17 protein-coding genes are annotated in these 16,766 nt (G+C 64.7%); 10 read left to right on the top strand and 7 right to left on the bottom strand.

Annotated elements, in window-relative coordinates:
• Positions 1-51: 51 nt before the first annotated feature.
• From recG to FHW79_RS15190, 3 genes are all read left to right on the top strand, one after another.
• The gene (recG, locus tag FHW79_RS15200) at positions 52-2,133 is read left to right on the top strand and encodes an ATP-dependent DNA helicase RecG (protein ID WP_183179699.1); all 2,082 of its coding nucleotides are present in this window, start codon (positions 52-54) and stop codon (positions 2,131-2,133) included.
• Positions 2,134-2,509: 376 nt separating this feature from the next.
• The gene (locus tag FHW79_RS15195) at positions 2,510-3,118 is read left to right on the top strand and encodes a calcium-binding protein (protein WP_183179698.1); all 609 of its coding nucleotides are present in this window, start codon (positions 2,510-2,512) and stop codon (positions 3,116-3,118) included.
• 241 nt (positions 3,119-3,359) lie between these two features.
• The gene (locus FHW79_RS15190) at positions 3,360-4,355 is read left to right on the top strand and encodes a hypothetical protein (RefSeq protein ID WP_183179697.1); all 996 of its coding nucleotides are present in this window, start codon (positions 3,360-3,362) and stop codon (positions 4,353-4,355) included.
• Between the two features lie 24 nt (positions 4,356-4,379).
• On the opposite strand, the gene FHW79_RS15185 is transcribed toward FHW79_RS15190, so the two are convergent.
• Positions 4,380-5,105: a DUF502 domain-containing protein gene (locus FHW79_RS15185; protein WP_183179696.1), complete on the bottom strand. Its 726-nt coding sequence runs from the start codon at positions 5,103-5,105 to the stop codon at positions 4,380-4,382.
• Positions 5,106-5,271: 166 nt separating this feature from the next.
• On the opposite strand from FHW79_RS15185, the gene FHW79_RS15180 reads away from it, so the two are divergent.
• Both FHW79_RS15180 and FHW79_RS15175 read left to right on the top strand, forming a co-directional pair.
• A complete protein-coding gene (locus FHW79_RS15180; protein WP_183179695.1) occupies positions 5,272-6,321 on the top strand; it encodes a type III polyketide synthase in 1,050 nt (349 codons plus the stop codon).
• An 11-nt stretch (positions 6,322-6,332) separates the two neighbouring features.
• Positions 6,333-6,872: an isoprenylcysteine carboxylmethyltransferase family protein gene (locus tag FHW79_RS15175; protein ID WP_183179694.1), complete on the top strand. Its 540-nt coding sequence runs from the start codon at positions 6,333-6,335 to the stop codon at positions 6,870-6,872.
• On the opposite strand, the gene FHW79_RS15170 is transcribed toward FHW79_RS15175, so the two are convergent.
• A complete protein-coding gene (locus tag FHW79_RS15170) occupies positions 6,844-7,257 on the bottom strand; it encodes a hypothetical protein (protein ID WP_183179693.1) in 414 nt (137 codons plus the stop codon). The two genes, FHW79_RS15175 and FHW79_RS15170, sit on opposite strands and share 29 nt — an antisense overlap.
• A 161-nt stretch (positions 7,258-7,418) precedes the next feature.
• On the opposite strand from FHW79_RS15170, the gene FHW79_RS15165 reads away from it, so the two are divergent.
• Positions 7,419-8,126, top strand: a complete 708-nt coding sequence (locus FHW79_RS15165) for a Crp/Fnr family transcriptional regulator (RefSeq protein WP_183179692.1) — start codon at positions 7,419-7,421, stop codon at positions 8,124-8,126.
• Positions 8,127-8,151: 25 nt separating this feature from the next.
• Here FHW79_RS15165 and FHW79_RS15160 read toward each other — a convergent pair whose 3' ends face one another.
• Together FHW79_RS15160 and FHW79_RS15155 are read right to left on the bottom strand one after the other, a co-directional pair.
• A complete protein-coding gene (locus tag FHW79_RS15160; protein ID WP_183179691.1) occupies positions 8,152-8,565 on the bottom strand; it encodes a response regulator in 414 nt (137 codons plus the stop codon).
• Positions 8,566-8,780: 215 nt separating this feature from the next.
• On the bottom strand, positions 8,781-9,515 hold the full coding sequence (locus FHW79_RS15155) for a Crp/Fnr family transcriptional regulator (RefSeq protein ID WP_247884387.1): 735 nt from the start codon (positions 9,513-9,515) through the stop codon (positions 8,781-8,783).
• Between the two features lie 300 nt (positions 9,516-9,815).
• Here FHW79_RS15155 and FHW79_RS15150 point away from each other — a divergent pair, with 300 nt between their 5' ends.
• Entirely contained in the window at positions 9,816-10,100 is a 285-nt protein-coding gene (locus FHW79_RS15150; protein WP_183179689.1) for a hypothetical protein, read from the top strand.
• A gap of 87 nt (positions 10,101-10,187) precedes the next feature.
• Here the strand turns inward: FHW79_RS15150 and FHW79_RS15145 are convergent, their stop codons facing one another.
• The gene (locus tag FHW79_RS15145; RefSeq protein WP_183179688.1) at positions 10,188-12,797 is read right to left on the bottom strand and encodes a glycosyltransferase; all 2,610 of its coding nucleotides are present in this window, start codon (positions 12,795-12,797) and stop codon (positions 10,188-10,190) included.
• 425 nt (positions 12,798-13,222) lie between these two features.
• Between FHW79_RS15145 and FHW79_RS15140 the strand changes: the two genes are divergently transcribed.
• The 3 genes from FHW79_RS15140 to FHW79_RS15130 all read left to right on the top strand — a co-directional run bounded on the left by FHW79_RS15140 (position 13,223) and on the right by FHW79_RS15130 (position 14,116).
• Positions 13,223-13,636: an HIT family protein gene (locus tag FHW79_RS15140; protein WP_183179687.1), complete on the top strand. Its 414-nt coding sequence runs from the start codon at positions 13,223-13,225 to the stop codon at positions 13,634-13,636.
• 121 nt (positions 13,637-13,757) lie between these two features.
• Positions 13,758-13,934 carry a CsbD family protein gene (locus tag FHW79_RS15135; RefSeq protein ID WP_014240705.1) on the top strand — a complete coding sequence of 59 codons (177 nt, stop codon included), beginning with the start codon at positions 13,758-13,760 and terminating at the stop codon, positions 13,932-13,934.
• Entirely contained in the window at positions 13,934-14,116 is a 183-nt protein-coding gene (locus FHW79_RS15130; protein ID WP_183179686.1) for a hypothetical protein, read from the top strand. The genes FHW79_RS15135 and FHW79_RS15130 overlap by 1 nt, the downstream gene beginning before the upstream one ends.
• Before the next feature lie 38 nt (positions 14,117-14,154).
• Here FHW79_RS15130 and FHW79_RS15125 read toward each other — a convergent pair whose 3' ends face one another.
• Both FHW79_RS15125 and typA read right to left on the bottom strand, forming a co-directional pair.
• Complete coding sequence (locus FHW79_RS15125) at positions 14,155-14,628, bottom strand: OsmC family protein (protein WP_183179685.1); 474 nt, start codon at positions 14,626-14,628, stop codon at positions 14,155-14,157.
• Positions 14,629-14,738: 110 nt separating this feature from the next.
• Positions 14,739-16,565, bottom strand: a complete 1,827-nt coding sequence (gene typA / locus FHW79_RS15120; protein ID WP_145676661.1) for a translational GTPase TypA — start codon at positions 16,563-16,565, stop codon at positions 14,739-14,741.
• Between the last annotated feature and the right edge of the window lie 201 nt (positions 16,566-16,766).

The following is a 16,766-nucleotide window of genomic DNA, read 5'->3' as shown; positions in this document are numbered from 1 at the left end:
CTTGAATGGGTGCCACAGGCCCCGTATCCCCGCTGCCGAGACTCCATTCCCGTGCGTCCCGTCGTTCTCTTCCCCCTGTTCCGCCCGGTGACGGCGCTCCCCGGCCTCGGTCCCCGGCTGGGCAAGCTCGTCGAAAAGCTTGCCGGTCCGCAGGTCGTGGACCTGCTGTGGCACCTGCCTTGCGGTGTCATCGACCGCCGCTACGCCCCGAAAATCGCCGAGGCGCCGAATGGGCGGATCGCCACCATGACGGTGCGCATCGATTCGCACGCCGCCCCGCACAATTCCCGCCATCCCTACAAGGTGCGCTGCACCGACGAGACGGGCGTGCTGGAGCTGATCTACTTCCATGTGAAGGGCGATTGGCTGGAACGGCAGATGCCGGTCGGCAAGACGGTGGTGGTGTCCGGCAAGGTGGAGTGGTTCCACGACACGCCGCAGATCACCCACCCTGATGCCGTGGTCCCGCTGGAGTTGAAAGACGAGATCGAGGCGGTGGAGCCGGTCTATCCGATGACCGCCGGGCTTCCGGCCAAGACGCTGCGCAAGGCCGTGCGGGCCATGCTGAACGACGTGCCGGAACTGCCGGAATGGCAGGACGCCGCGTGGCGTTCCCGCAACGGCTGGCCGACCTGGCACGAGTCGATCCGCGGCGCCCACACGCCGGAGGACGAGGCCGACCTCGCCCCGACCAACCCGATCCGCCGAAGGCTGGCCTATGACGAGCTGCTGTCGAACCAACTCGCCCTGACGCTGGTCCGCATGCAGCAGCGCCGCCTGTCGGGCCGCGTCATCCTGGGAGACGGGCGGCTGCGCGCCAGGGTGGCCGCGGCGCTGCCCTTTTCCCTGACCAAGTCCCAGGCCGGCTCGCTGGAGGAAATCTACGAGGACATGGCGGCGGAGCGGCGGATGCTGCGCCTGCTCCAGGGCGACGTCGGCAGCGGCAAGACGGTCGTCGCGCTGATGGCGATGCTCAACGCGGTGGAGGCCGGCCATCAGGCCGCCCTGATGGCGCCGACCGAGATCCTCGCCCGCCAGCACGCCGAAAGCCTCGCCCCGCTGTGCAAGGCGGCGGGGGTGGACCTCGCCCTGCTGACCGGGCGCGACAAGGGCAAGGCGCGGCAGGCCGTGCTGGACCGGCTGGCCTCGGGCGAGCTGCCGCTGCTGGTCGGCACCCACGCGCTGTTCCAGGAGGACGTCGCCTTCAAGGACCTCGCGCTGGCGGTGATCGACGAGCAGCACCGCTTCGGCGTCCACCAGCGGCTCCAGCTTTCCGCCAAGGGGCGGGCGGTGGACGTGCTGGTGATGACGGCAACGCCGATCCCGCGCACGCTGACCCTGACCGCCTACGGTGACATGGACGTGTCGCGCCTGACCGAGAAGCCGGCGGGGCGCAAGCCGATCCAGACCGTAACCATCGCGCTCGACCGGCTGGAAGAGGTGGTGCACGGAATCCACCGCAAAGTGCAGGAGGGCGCGCGGGTCTATTGGGTCTGCCCGCTGGTGGACGAATCGGAACAGACCGACCTCGCCGCCGCGACGGAGCGCCACGCCTTCCTGCGCGCCACCTTCGGCGACCGGGTGGGGCTGGTGCACGGCAAGATGCGCGGGCCGGACAAGGACGCGGTGATGGCGGCCTTCCAGGCCGGCAACCTGGATGTTCTGGTCGCCACCACGGTCATCGAGGTCGGCGTGAACGTGCCCGAAGCCACCGTCATGGTGATCGAGCACGCCGAGCGCTTCGGCCTCGCCCAGCTTCACCAGCTCCGCGGCCGGGTGGGACGCGGAGAGAAGCCGTCCAGTTGCCTGCTGATGTTCGACCCGCAACTGACGGAAACGGCGCGCGCCCGCCTGAAGACGATGCGCGACACCGAGGACGGCTTCGTCATCGCCGAGGAGGATTTGCGGCTGCGCGGCGCGGGCGAGGTGCTGGGCACCCGCCAATCGGGCCTGCCCGAGTTCCGCATGGCCGATCTTGCGGTGCACGGCGATCTGCTGGCCGCCGCCCGCGACGACGCGAAGCTGATCGTGGACCGCGATCCGGACTTGGCCGGCGAGCGCGGTCAGGCGCTGCGCACCCTGCTGTACCTGTTCGAGCGGGATGCCGCCGCAAAGACGTTGCGATCGGGGTAGGAGCGCAGAACAAGACCCTGTTTTCATGGGCGCAAACCATTGATTTTGCCCGGTCCGATCAAAATCTTGATCGGCGCACCAAGTCTGTTCTCCGGCAAGCTTCTCAAGCCTGAGGTGCGCGCGCTTTTTCGCGCGAGCCTGCCCGTCGCCGGATCCCCAAAGAGTGCCTCTTTTTCAGTGCATCACCGCTGCCAAGTCGGCAGGGAAATGCTCGCCTACACTCCTTCAACGAAATGCAATGCATATGAAAATATTCAAAAAATTTGTATTGGTATCTAATGATTAGATAACTAAGGGTTAGTGCATTTTTATATTTTTCTATTGAGAATTGTCGTCCTGTCGGCTAATCATGAACTCTCATCAATGGAATAATAAATTGAACAAGAAGTTCGTCATGGCTGTGATTATTGGAACGGCGGGCGCAGATTATCTTCCTGGAACCGCCGGTGATGATAGTATTGTTGGCCTTCAAGGAAACGACGAAATATACGGCGGCAGCGGAGATGACTGGATCTACGCCGATGATGGAAACGATTATGCTGATGGCGGCTGGGGACGGGATCGTGTTTACGGGAACAACGGCAACGATACGCTCCTCGGCGGAGGAACAGCTTCCGGATTGAGCAATGCCGATACGCTATACGGCGGCTCTGGTGATGATTTGTACTATCACGACTTTTCTCTTGGCGGAATTACCGTTGTTGATGATCTCTCAGGGAATGAGTTCAATAATTTTGACTTTCTTTACATGGTGAATGCCACTTCGCTCACGGTGACTTGGGGCGATGATCGATCCACATTTTACATTTACCAGAGTGGCGAGCTTAACGATGGCAGCTTCGACAATGGTATCATGATTCGCGGAATGCTGACGAATCTCGGAAACGATGGTGTTGGTACCATTGAGGGAGCCGCAGTCAACGGATCGCTCGTCAGCGGCTGGGGCGCTCTCGCGCACTCGTCATGGAACAGCCTGTTCACCTGAGTGATTCTTGGAAGAGAGTAATTGAATATCAACAATATTGATCAACGCTCATACGCAGGTCGCGTGAGAAATGCAAAACGCCTTGTCGGCTGGGCGTTGATCAATGTTTGAGTTTGGCGAAATATGGCCTGAGTTTATTAACGCATATGCATGTGAATTTGCGCATGAATGGTGTCTTCATGATCATTTTTGTTTATAATTAGTACAATGCCACTTTTCCTAACTGGCGAGGAATCCGGCGATGAGCATTTCCGATGTCTCCTCACAACTGGGCGGATCAATCCAACGCACATCGTCTTCCGTTCCGTCTCCGTCCGCTTCGTCGGCGTCAGGAGGCGGAACAGGGCGGGCGATCGGTGGGACCACCGGAGGGATTGCGGACAGTGTGTCGTTGAGCCCTCTGGCCTCTTCTCTGCGCGATGAGTCTTTGACCGCGTTCAATGCGCTGTCTGCTGAAACACGGACGCAGTTGTCGTCGTTGGTCGACAGCGGCAAGCTGACCGGCGAAGACGTCCATAATGCGCTCAAACAGCGGCTTAAAGAGTCCCGTCTCACGGCGTACTCGGCGACGTTTCGCATGGCTCACAATGATAATGCGGGGCTTTTCTCCAGCGACGACACCACGTCGGATGATTTCAGAAAGGCTCTCAGCGCGACCAGCGCAAAGCGAGAGGAGCTTATGGGAAAGCTGTCCCTGCTGGATCAGCGTGGTCAGGGAGCGTCAGAGCAGTATGGGGAGATATCGACCTCACTGATGGCGCAGGGCACCAACCCGGCGCTGTTGCTTGCTCAATCCGGTAACCAGCGTATGATTCTGGATACCTTCCAAGGCTTCAGCATCACGCAGCCCGCCGATTCGCGGATGGCGTACACACGCAAGGAAGCCGATGCGGCTTACAAGTTGAAGGATGCCGGGGTTGACCTGTCGTCCATCGACAAGGCCCTTCGCTCCCTCGGAGAGCGTGATGCGGCTTCTCTGATTGCCGAGCGGACGGGGCAGCCATCCTCCCATACGGTTGCGCAGGACCGTGAATTCACGTCGGACGATTCGTTGTTTCCCTCGATCTCCCTTCCTGCATCGCAAGCCAGGACGGACGCTCCGGTGATGGGCCAGCGGGTTCAATTGCGCGAAGAGGTCATGGCGGCGTGGGAAGCGATGCAGAAGGGCGGAATTGGTGCCTTCGAGGACGCGAAATCCGCTCAGCAATACCGTGAAGGCATCCGTGTGAGCTACTGAGCGGGTTGAGGGTGCTGGTGATCGTCAGGCGCTTTTGCGCTCCCGATCCAGCTTGTGAAGCTGCGGCGGGGGCTTGCGGTCGGGCGGGGTGACGATGCCGCCGGACATCACCAGCTTCAGCCCGTCCTCCACCGTCATGTCCAGAACGGTCACCTCGCGCCGTGGCAGGATCGCCAGATAGCCGGCGGTCGGCGGGGCGCAGGGGATGAAGACGTGCACCATCTCCTCCTCGGAGATCTTCTGGATCTCCGGATGGGCGCCGCCAGTGATGAAGCCCAGCGACCACATGCCGTGGCGCGGGAACTCCACCAGGACCACCTCGCGGAAGGCCTTGGACTTCTTGGCGAGCACCGTCTCGACGATCTGCTTCACCGCCCCGTAGACGGAGCGCACGACCGGCATGCGCTCCACCACGCCTTCGCCGATGCGCACCACCAGCCGCCCGACATAGCCGGCGGCGAAGGCGCCGATCAGGGTCAGCACGATGATCAGCGTCAGCACCCCGATGCCGGGGATGGAGAAGGGCAGGTAGTTTTCCGGGTTGTAGGCGGAGGGGATCAGCGGGCGCACATGCCCGTCGATGAAGGCCAGCAGCCACCAGCCGAGATAGACCGTGACCGCGATCGGCGCCGTCACCAGAACGCCCGCCAGGAAATAGGCGCGCAGCCGCCCCATCAGGCCGATGCCGGCGGGCCGGTGGGACGTGCTTTCGTCCACCGTGCTCTGGCTGTCCTGCTCGTTCCGATCCACCGTCCCACCCCTGCAAATCCGCCGCCCGGTATAGTGATACAGGACATGGCTCCTGCTCAATCCACATCGACGTATCGGACGGCAGGAAAGAGTCGCGGGAGAGCAAGCGAAGGAACTCCCTCCGGGGGGCTGGTCCGCCACCCCCGCGCGCATCACATCGCTGAGGATGAACCATACCCCCCGCATCCTCTCGCTCGCCACGGCCCTGCCGCCCCATCGTCTCAGCCAGAACGAGGCGCTCGACGTCGCGCGGGCGGTTTTCGGGCCGCGAATGCGCGACTTCGAGCGGCTGGTGCCGGTCTTCGCCAACACCGGCATCGAGACGCGCCATGCCGTCATGCCCATCGATTGGTATATGGAACCGCGCGGCTGGCCGGAGCGCACCGCCGCCTTCCGCGACGGTGCCCTGTCCCTGCTGGAAGAGGCGGCGGGGCAGGCGCTGGCCCGTGCCGGCCTGCGGCCGCAGGACGTGGACGCTATCGTCTGCGCCTCGACCACCGGCATCGCCACGCCCAGCCTGGAGGCGCTTCTGCTGGAACGCATGGGCTTCCGTCCCGACACGGTGCGGCTGCCGCTGTTCGGTCTGGGCTGCGCCGGCGGCGTGCTGGGGCTGACCCGCGCCGGGCAGATCGCCCAGGCCATGGCGGGCCGGACGGTGCTGTTCCTGGTGGTGGAACTCTGTACGCTGGCCTTCCGCTCGGCGGAGGCGACCCCGACCAACGTCGTCGCCAGCGCCCTGTTCGCGGACGGCGCCGCCGCGGCGGTTCTGCGCGCCGATGATGACGGGGAAGGATCGCGCCTTGTCGATGGCGCGGAGCACACCTGGCCGGGAACGCAGGACGTGATGGGCTGGCGGGTCGAGGACGACGGGCTCGGCGTGATCTTCAGCCAGAGCATCCCGGCGCTGATCCGCAACCGGTTGGAGCCGGTGCTCGACGGATTCCTGGAGCGGCGGCGGCTGGCTCGCGGCGACCTCGCCGGGCTGATCTGCCACCCTGGCGGCGCCAAAGTTCTGAATGCCCTGGAGGAGGTCTGCGCGCCGGTGTGCGCCGGGCTGGACGACGCCTGGGCGGTGCTGCGCCGTTGCGGCAACATGTCGGCGGCGAGCGTGATGTTCGTGCTGGAGCGACGCATCACGTCCGGTGCCCGCGGGCCCCACCTGATGAGCGCGCTCGGCCCCGGCTTCACCGCCGCGCTGGCCCAAATCGACCTTTAGGAGCGCTTGGAATGGAGACGCTGCCACTGGGCTGGCCCCACGTCATCCTGCTGCTGGTCGCGGCCCAGCGGCTTGGCGAACTTGTTGTCGCCCAGCGCAACACGCGCCGTCTGCTGGCCGAGGGCGCCCAGGAAGTCGGGGCCGCCCATTACCCGCTGTTCGTCGGGCTGCATGCGGGGTGGCTGGCGCTGCTGTTCGCCGTCGTGCCGGCGGACGAGCCGATCAACGGCTGGTTGCTCGCTCTGTTCGTGCTGCTGCAGGCCGGGCGGGTTTGGGTGATCGCCACGCTGGGGCGGTTCTGGACCACCCGCATCATCACGTTGCCAGGCGCACCGCTGGTGCGGCGCGGGCCCTTCCGCTGGGTCCGCCACCCCAACTATCTGGTCGTGGCGGGGGAACTGGCCGTGCTGCCCCTGGTCTTCGGGGCGTGGTGGATCGCGGTGCTGGCCACGCTGCTGAACGTGCCGTTGACCCTGCACCGCATCCGCGTCGAGGAGGGCGCGCTGTCCGGACGGCGCACGCTCAGGTCAGCAGGAAGCACAGCATCGTGACGCAGCCGGCGATCGCCGCCCCGTCGAGGTGGTTGGGGAAGGCGTGCCAGAAGGACTCGCGGGATTCCGGTTCGGACCGCTCCATCTCGTCCAGCCACAGGCCGGCGGGCAGGCCACCGTTGGCGCGCTCCGCCAGGGCACCGGACAGATGGGCCATCGAGACCGCCAGATAACAGAACTTCACGAAGTTCAGGACGAAGTACATGGGCCCGCCGGCCTCCGCGATGGGGTCGGTCACGCCGCCGATCGCCGCCACGGCGGAGGCCATGGCGATGGCTGCGGCGAAGGGGATGGCGACGACCGACAGCAGGCGCTGCGAATCCACGCGGCCAGCGTTGGGGATCAGGCTGCGGGGAACGGGGCCGGAGGGCAGTTGGAACGACATGGCTCTCTCAATTCCGGTGGGCGCGTCCCGTCCGTTCTGCCGCTTTCAGGGTTAACGGGACGTTAGCGATACCCGTTGGAGGGAGTTTGTTCCACCTTTGCGCAGGTCCGTCTATGCTGCCAGCCCCTGACCTCAGGCCGCCGACCGATGAAGGAGAAGCCGTGCCTGCCGACGCTGGGCCGTACCGGCTGGATGGAATCACGCTGCTGAGCCCGCTGTCCGCGGAGGAGCGCGCCGCCGTGGCGCGCCAATGCCGCTGGCGCCGCTTCCACGTGAACGAGCAGATCATCGACCACCAAGGGGATTCGCGGGATGTCGTGCTGGTGGTTCATGGGCGCGTGCGGGTGCTGAGCCATTCGCCGGCGGGACGCGAGATCAGCTTCGACGACATCGAGTCCGGCGGTTTCCTGGGCGAGATGGCGGCCATCGACGGGCTTCCCCGTTCGGCCTCCGCGGTCGCGCTTGAGGAGGGGACACTGATCGCTTTCCTGGCGCCCCGGCCCTTCCAGGATCTGGTGTCCGGCCATCCGGACCTTGCCATGGCGGTGATGAGGCGGCTGTGCCGTGTCGTCCGCATTGCCACCGACCGCGTGATGGAATTGTCGACCTTGGGCGCCAACAACCGCGTTCACGCCGAATTGCTGCGGCTCGCCAAGCGGGGGCGGGTGGAAGGTCGGGTGGCGGTGATCGCGCCGATCCCCGTCCATGCGGACATCGCCAGCCGGGTCAGTACTGCCCGCGAGACCGTCGCCCGGGTGTTGAACGAACTCGCCCGCGATGGTTTGGTGGAGCGGCGGACGGACGCACTGATCGTTCGCGATCTGCAACGGTTGGAAGCACTGGTGGAGGATGTCCGGGCCGGCGCCTGACGGTGCGGCGCCTGAACTGGGCGTTTCAGTCCGTCCGCCCGAGAACGGACAGAATCAGAGCGCGCAGCGATTCGGGGTCGTAGGGCTTGGGAAGGAAATGCCAGCCGGCGTCGCGGATTTCCGCCTGGGTGGCCAAGGACTCGTCTCCGGTGGTGATGATGACGGGAATGGCCGATCCGAGTTCCGCCAAGACGGCCTTGACGGATTCCGGCGCCTTGCCGTGGCGGCCCAGATGATAATCGGCAACCATGACATCGGGGAGCGTGCCGCCGTTCAGCGCGTCCAGAAGAGCGGCGGGCGTCGGGGCGCTGACCAGCAGCATTCCCCAGTCCTCGAACAGGGTTTCCATGCACAGGCACAGCACCATGTCGTCCTCCAGGAGGGCGACCGTGAGTGTGCCTGAGCTTGCGGATCGGCCGGCGAGGGAAACGTCGGTCATGCGTAATCCAAATGAACAGCGGGGAGCGGTGAACAACAGGACGGCGAAGCCGGCTGCCCGATTCCCTCCGGCCGGCCTGTTGGGGAAAGCCATCTTGGGGGCCGCTGTCCGCTCGGTTATCTGAGCAGGTAATTTAGATTCTATATCAGGCAGCGCGCCGTCGCATTGTCATAGGTTAATCGGAGGAGAATATCGTTGGGGACTGAAGAACAGGATCAGTCGCCTGCACGCTTGCGGTCCGACTTGGCGTCCAGCGCATGCTCCAATTGCTTCGGCGCCTGGATCAGGTGCAGGTACAGTTCGTCGAACTGGCCGACGGAGGCGAGCTGCTTCACATCGTGGACAGTGATCTGCTGTCCGGCCAGATCGATCAGCCCGATGTCGCGCAGCCGTCGGAGCGTCCGGTTGATGTGGACGATGCTGAGCCCCAGCGCGTCCGCCAGGATCTCCTGGGTTACCGGCAGGGTGAAACGTCCTTCCTCGACCAGGCCGACGATGCTCAACCGTCGCAGCAGTTCCACGATCAGGTGGGCGGTGCGCTCAAGGGCGGTGCGGCGCCCGACGCTGAGCAGGCGTTCGGCGATGATCGCCTCCTCTTTGGCGCCGGACCAGGCGAGGGCCGCGGCCAGACGAGGAAAGAGCTTGAACAGCTCGATGATGCGTTCCGGCTGGAAGTTGGCGACCTCAGCGGGGGTCAGCGTGGTGACGCCATGGTCGGCCGTTTCGAACAGGTTGCAGTAAAAGCCGATGATGTCGCCGGGCAGGACGAAATTGACGACCTGCCGCCGCCCGTCGGGGAGCGCCTTATGCCGGATCGCCCAGCCTTTGCGCATCACGCGCACGCAACCGTAGCGCTCACCCTGCTGGAGAAGATCGGATCGCGAACCGTGTCGTGTAACATTCCGTTCCAACTCGCCGAGGAAACTCTTCTCCTCATCTGTCAAGTTCATGTAACTCGTTATCTTGCGCCCCAGTGGAGATGACGGTATGTTGGCCTGGGCGCGGGTCATTTCTGTTCCAGCCTTTGATCGTCCAATTGTTATGGCCCCGAAGCGAGTGCCACTGCCAGCCCAATTCCGGGCGGCCTCGAACGATTAAGCCAAACGATAAAACCATCTATAACATAGGTTAATGGGGGTTAGATTTTCTCGACCGGACAGGTGAGGGATCATATACAAAACTGTTGGTGGCATTGGCCGTATGGGGTTTTGAACGGCCGTCGGTGGTAACAGATGAGTGCGGGGGGCGGCATGGCGGCGGAGCGGGATGCGGCGGGACTGGCTGCCCTCTCGATTTGTGAATCCCTTATGCTCGCATTGGTGGAACGCGGCGTCTTACGGCTTGAAGAAGCGCATGCTGCGCTCGAAGACGCCGCAGCTGCCCATCAAAATCGCGATGCCAATGGCGAAGACCCGAATTTGCACCGCTTGGCGCTGCAGATCGTCGAACGCCTGATGATCCAGGTGAACGCCGCCCATCCCGCGTCGGCTCATGTCGGGGTCGGGCAGATGGCGGATGGCGGTTCCCAGGACTGAAGGGACGGACGAACCATCGAAAGGCCGACATGAGGAGAGCCCCGCCGGGTGGCGGGCTCTCCTCAGTTCGCGCTCCGATGGGGACGGTCAATCCGCCCCGGCCTTGGCGGCTTCCGTGGGCTCGGGCCGCTGCTTGCCCAGCCCGATGTTCGGGAAGGCGTTGATCAGCGCGGTGATGAAGGCCGACAGGTAGGGCAGCGACTGCACGACCAGCAGGCCCGACCACATGAAGGCGTCACGGTTCTCGTGCCCGAACACCAGCACGATGGCGAGGGCGGCGCCCCACAGGCCCAGCAGCAGCGCGATCTCTTCCCGCGCCATCAGGAAGGCCTGCATCAGCGCCGGCTGGTTCTCGCACTTCGGCGTGCGGACGAAGGGGCGTCCGGAGGTGAACATGCCCAGCCACATGGCGCGGCCCACCGTGTGGGTCAGCGCCATGCCGGCGATGGCGGCGCCGACCTTGTCCCAGAAGCCGCACTTCACCCGCGCCTCGTACAGCCAGAGCGAGGCGCCGACCTTGAAGGCGAAGACGCTGAGTGTCGGGATCATGAAGACGCTGGGCGGGAACTCGAAATACTTCGGGAAGGCCAGCAGGCCGAGCGACCAGATGATGCCGGCGATGCCGAAGATCATGTGGGCGGCGTCGGCGAACCAGGGCAGCCAACCGGTGATGAAGTGATACTTCTGGCCGGCGGTCAGGCGCGGGCCGCCCGGCAGCAGGTCGCGCCAGTGGTGCTTGAGGATCTGCACGGCGCCGTAGGCCCAGCGGAAGCGCTGCGTCTTGTAGGCGGAGAAGCTGTCGGGAACGAGGCCCTTGCCGTAGCTCTCCGGCATGTAGACGGCTTCGTACTTGTGCTCGAACAGGCGCAGGCCGAGGTCGGCGTCCTCGGTGATGCACCACTCGCCCCAGCGGCCGACCTCCTCCAGCGCGGATTTGCGGATGATGGTCATCGTGCCGTGCTGGATGATCGCGTTGCGCTCGTTGCGCTGGATCATGCCGATGTGGAAGAAGCCGGCGTATTCCCAGTTGATCATCCGCTGGAACAGGTCGTGGCTCCAGTCCCGGTAGTCCTGGGGGGACTGGACGAAGCCGACCTCGGGCCGGTTGAAGTGCGGAATCGTCGCCTTCAGCCAGTCGGGGTGGACTTGGTAGTCGCTGTCGATGACCGCGATGTGCTGGGCGTCCGGCGCCGTCTGGGCGAGGCCGAAATTCAGCGCGCCGGCCTTGAAGCCCGGCCAATTGTCGAGGTGGAAGAAGCGGAACTTCGGCCCCAGCTTGCGACAGTACTCCTCGACCGGGCGCCACACCGCCGGGTCCTTGGTGTTGTTGTCGAGCAGCAGGACCTCGTAGTTCGGGTAGTCCAATCGGGCCAGCGCGTCCAGGGTCTCCATGACCATGTGCGGCGGCTCGTTGTAGCAGGGCACATGGATGGAGACCTTCGGCGCGTTGGGCAGGGGCGCCGCCGAGCAGGGCTGGAACTTGCGCTTGAAGCGGTCCTGCCAGACGACCTCGGTCAGTTCCAGCCCGTCGATCAGCATGACGGCGAGCAGGACGAGCTGGCAGAAGACCAGGATGCCCCAGGCGATTTCCGTGGTGGTGGCGAGGCCGGCAACGCTGGCCGCGGTGAAGGTGAAGACCAGAACCGACGACACGCCTTGGATCATCGCGCCGTAGAAGATCTGCCCGCCGAACTTCAGGTCGCCGCCGCGGCGCCACAGGAAGAAGACGAGCGGCAGGAAGCCGACGGCGATGGAGATGCCGCAGAGCAGCGGCCAGTTCCGCAGTTCCGTCACCTCGCCGATCATCGGGAACTTCGGCTTGCGCCATGCGTCCCAAAGGCCCCAGCTGGTGCCGGCGGTGCCTTCGATCTCCCGCTTCCAGGGCTGGTCGAAGGCCTCCATGATGAAATAGTCGAGCTTGTTCTGCGCCGCGACGTTCAGGAAGGTGCGGATGAACTTGGCTTGGTTGACCTGGCTCGCCTCGGCGCCGCGGCGCCACGGGCCGTCGGCCGGCCAGCCGATTTCCGAGATCAGGATGTGCTTGTTGGGGAACTTGGTCTTCAACTCGTTGTAGCGGAACATGGCGTAATCGACCGACTGGTCGGCGGGTACGCCTTCCCAATAGGGCAGCAGGTGGACGGCCAGGAAGTCCACCGCTTCGGCCAGTTCCGGATGCTCCAGCCAGACGTGCCACGGCTCCGCGGTGGAGACCGGAACGTTGACCTTCTTCTTCACGCGCTTGATGTATTCGATGGCCTGGGGGACGGTGATGTCGGCGCGCAGGATCGCCTCGTTGCCGACCAGGACGCGGCGGACGTTGTTGTTGTCGCGCGCCAGCTTGATCAGGCCGTTGATCTCCGGCTCGTCGATCTCCGGCTTGCCGGCGATCCAGGCGCCCGCGGTGATCGGAATTCCGTACTTGCGGGCGATGGGCGCCGTCTGCTCCGACCCGTCGGTGGTGGAGTAGATGCGGACGCCCTTGACCGACCCCTCCAGGGCCTTCATGTCCTTCTCGATATCCTCCGCCGAGGCCTTGTCGCCCTTGGACGGGCTCTTGTCCGGGTGGAAGGGCGTGTAGCCGACGCCGCTGATGGCGCCGCCCCAGGACCGCTCGGCGACCGGGCGGTTCCACAGCGCCCAGACTCCGATGTTGCCCAGGATCACGAGAAGAAGAGCCGCGATCGCCGACTTGCGCATGACCGTCTTTCTTTGTCCCAAACGTCTGCCGACCGTCCTGGCTTTGTCCGCCCCGGCCGGGCATCTTTGAATTCAGCGAAGGGGTTCAACCGGATCGGCACGCAGGGGGACTCGCCGCCCCGACACCGCCTTCGGACCGAACACCCGTACCCACCACCCTGGTTGCAGGACACGTCTCAATCCGCCGCGCGATCCGCATAAGCCGGAAGAGCGAACGCCTCCGACCGGAACATCACCGGACCGAATAAAGATCGTGCGGCAGTTTATACATTTTTCCTAGTCCCGCAACCAGTCCCACTCCGAAGCGCCGGTCCCCAGACCTGCAGCGGCGGCAATCCCCACTGGACGAACGCACCGGATGGGCGTTTTCTTCCCCGGACGCCGTAAGGAAAACCTTACTGGCCGAAGGGAAGACACGGGACCCCATGACGATGTTCCATCTGCACGACCGTTTGCAGGCCGATACCGCCCTGATTGCCGAATGGCCGCTGTGCCGCGTCCTGCTGATGGACAATCGGGTGTGGCCATGGCTGATCCTGGTTCCCGCCCGGCATGGCCTGACGGAGATCCACCAGTTGTGCCGAGAGGACCAGCACCGGCTGATGGACGAGATCGCCCTCGCCTCGCGCACGCTGGATGCGCTGTTCAAGCCGGACAAGATCAACGTCGGGGCTCTGGGCAATCTGGTCCCGCAGCTTCATATCCACGTCATTGCCCGCTCCAAGACGGACCCGGCGTGGCCGGGGCCGGTGTGGGGGGCGGGCTTCGCAGAGCGCTACAGCCCGGAGGAGCGGGACAGCCTTATCCGAAAGATCGGGGAAGGGTTGGGGCAAAAGTGAGGCGCGGCAAAGCCGGACGCGACGGACTCCTCTCCCTTTGCGGGCAAGCGAAGGCGTGACGTTTCTCTTGCGGCCCTGTTTACGGTCGCTGAAACAGTCACCAATCAAAGGAGAAGGCACCATGAACACCGATCGCATCACCGGTGCCGGCAAGGAGCTGAAGGGCGAAGTCAAGAAGCAGGCCGGCGACCTGACCGGCAACCGGGATCTGAAGGACGAAGGCCGCGCCGACAAGGCCGAGGGCAAGCTGGACAAGGTCGTCGGCAAGGTGAAGGACATCCTCAAAGGCGACAAGTGATGGGCACGGAGGAGCGGGGGCATCGCAAGGAAGATGCCCCGTCCGACGCCGCTCAGCGGATCGAGGACAAGCTCATCAAGGAAACTGGGCAGGCCTCAGGCAACCCGGACAAGCCTGTCCAGGAGAAGTTCGACGAATTGGGCGAGAAGCCCGACATTAAGAAAAAGAGCTTGAGGGACTAGGATTCGCCCCCTTCCATCCGGAAGGGGGTTTTTCTTTGTCATTCAACGGCAATCCGCGCCTCGACCCGCACCGGGAAATTCACCGAATTGGCGATGAAGCATTTCTCATGGGCTTCGTGATGCAGGGTCACGGCCTTGGCGGAATCGCTTCCAGGGGCAAGGGTGACCTGGGGGCGTAGGACGACGTCGGTGAAGCGGCCCCCGCCATCGGCGTCCTCGGCCATCGTTCCGGATGCCTCGTCCGTGTAGGAGGTCACCGTGACGCCATTCACGGCGCACAGATGCAGGTACCACAGCATGTGGCAGGACGAGAGCGAGGCCACGAGCATGTCTTCGGGATTGTAACGGGCGGGGTCGCCACGGAAGGCCGGGTCGGACGATCCGGGGATCGGCGGCTTGCCGGGGGCGGCGATTTCAAGATCGCGGCTGTAGGCCTTGTATCCGGACGTTCCGGTTCCCTGGTTGCCGGTCCAGGTGACCGTAGTGCCGTACTTGTGTTCGCGTCCCGACATCGGTCCCTCCGCATGCGTTTTCCGAAGGGTAACCGCGGCTGCCGTTGCTGAAAAGAAAACGGGAGGGCCGAAGCCCTCCCGCGATCTCAACGCTGCCTTGCTTATCAGCCTCAGCTGGCTTCGGCGGCGCGGGCGTGACGCTTGCGCTCGTTCGGGTCGAGGTAGCGCTTGCGCAGGCGGATGGACTTCGGCGTCACCTCCACCAGCTCGTCGTCGCCGATGTAGGACAGGGCGCGCTCCAGCGTCATCTGGATCGGCGGGGTCAGGCGGACCGCCTCGTCCTTGCTGGTGGTGCGGATGTTGGTGAGCTGCTTGCCTTTGATGACGTTGACCTCGAGGTCGTTGCCGCGGGTGTGCTCACCGATGATCATGCCCTGATAGACCGGAACGCCCGGATCGATCAGCATCGGGCCGCGATCCTCCAGGTTCCACAGCGCGTAGGCGACCGCGGTGCCGTCGGCGTTGGAGATCAGGACGCCGGTGCGCCGGCCGGCGATGGTGCCCTTGTAGGGGGCATAGCCGTGGAACAGCCGGTTCATGATGCCGGTGCCGCGCGTGTCGGTCAGGAACTCGCCCTGATAGCCGATCAGGCCGCGCGACGGGGCGTGGAAGACGATGCGGGTCTTGTTGCCGCCCGACGGACGCATCTCGATGAGGTCCGCCTTGCGCTCCGCCATCTTCTGCACGACGGTGCCGGAGAACTCCTCGTCCACGTCGACGACGACTTCCTCGATCGGCTCCAGGCGTTGGCCGTTCAGCGGATCGGTCTTGAACAGCACGCGCGGACGGCTGATGGCCAGCTCGTAGCCCTCGCGGCGCATCGTCTCGATGAGGATGCCGAGCTGCAGTTCGCCGCGGCCGGCCACCTCGAAGGCGTCGCCGCCCTCGGTGTCGGAGATGCGCAGCGCCACGTTGCCTTCCGCCTCGCGGAACAGGCGGTCGCGGATCATGCGGCTGGTGACCTTGTCGCCCTCGCGGCCAGCCAGCGGGCTGTCGTTGACCGAGAAGGTCATCGCCAGGGTCGGCGGGTCGATCGGCTGGGCGTTCAGCGGCTCGGCCACTTCCGGCGCGCAGATGGTGTCGGCCACGGTGGTGGTGGTCAGGCCGGCCAGGGCGACGATGTCGCCGGCGTGCGCCTCGTCCACCGGAACGCGCTCAAGACCGCGGAAGGCCAGCACCTTGCTGATGCGGGCGTTCTCGATCAGCTTGCCGTCGCGGCTCAGCGACTTGATGGCCATGTTGACCTTGACGCTGCCGGTCTGGATGCGGCCGGTCAGGATGCGACCCAGATAGGGGTTCGCCTCCAGCGTGGTCGCCAGCATCGCGAAGGGCAGGTCCTCTTCCACCTTGGGCGGCGGGACGTGGTCGCGGATCAGCTCGAACAGCGGGGTCAGCGTCTCGCGGGCGCCGTTCTCCAGGTCCGTGGTCGCCCAGCCGTTGCGGCCCGAGGCGAACAGGGTCGGGAAATCGAGCTGCTCGTTCGAGGCATCGAGCGAGGCGAAGAGGTCGAACACCTCGTCATGCACCTCGTGCGGACGGCCGTCGGGACGGTCCACCTTGTTGATGACGACGATCGGGCGCAGGCCCAGCTTCAGCGCCTTGCCCAGCACGAACTTGGTCTGCGGCAGCGGCCCTTCGGCGGCGTCGCAGAGCAGGACCACGCCGTCCACCATGGAGAGGATGCGCTCGACCTCGCCGCCGAAATCGGCGTGGCCGGGGGTGTCCACGATGTTGATGCGCAGGTCGTTCCACAGGACCGACGTGCACTTGGCCAGGATGGTGATGCCGCGCTCGCGCTCCAGGTCGTTGGAGTCCATGGCGCGTTCGGCGACCTGCTGATTCTCGCGGAACGAACCGGCCTGCTTGAGGAGCTGATCGACCAGGGTCGTCTTGCCGTGGTCGACGTGCGCGATGATGGCGACGTTACGAAGATTCATGTGTCGGGGACTCTTAAATCCGCTCTGGGGCTTCCGTTGCGCAATGCCGCCCCGACACCGCGGCACGTCGGCCGCGCACAACAAAAAAACCCTCCGAGATCGATCGGGGGGCTCTGCCGGGGAAACTGTTGCGACGCAATATAATGATCCGGCTTCATAACGCAAGCGGCGTGGTGAGGGAAACTCGCCCAAAGCGCCTAT

Source organism: Azospirillum sp. OGB3 (assembly GCF_014192915.1).
In the GTDB taxonomy this organism is placed as follows: domain Bacteria; phylum Pseudomonadota; class Alphaproteobacteria; order Azospirillales; family Azospirillaceae; genus Azospirillum.
The sequence above is the reverse complement of the archived record's forward strand: the minus strand, read 5'-3'. Positions and strand labels throughout refer to the sequence as shown.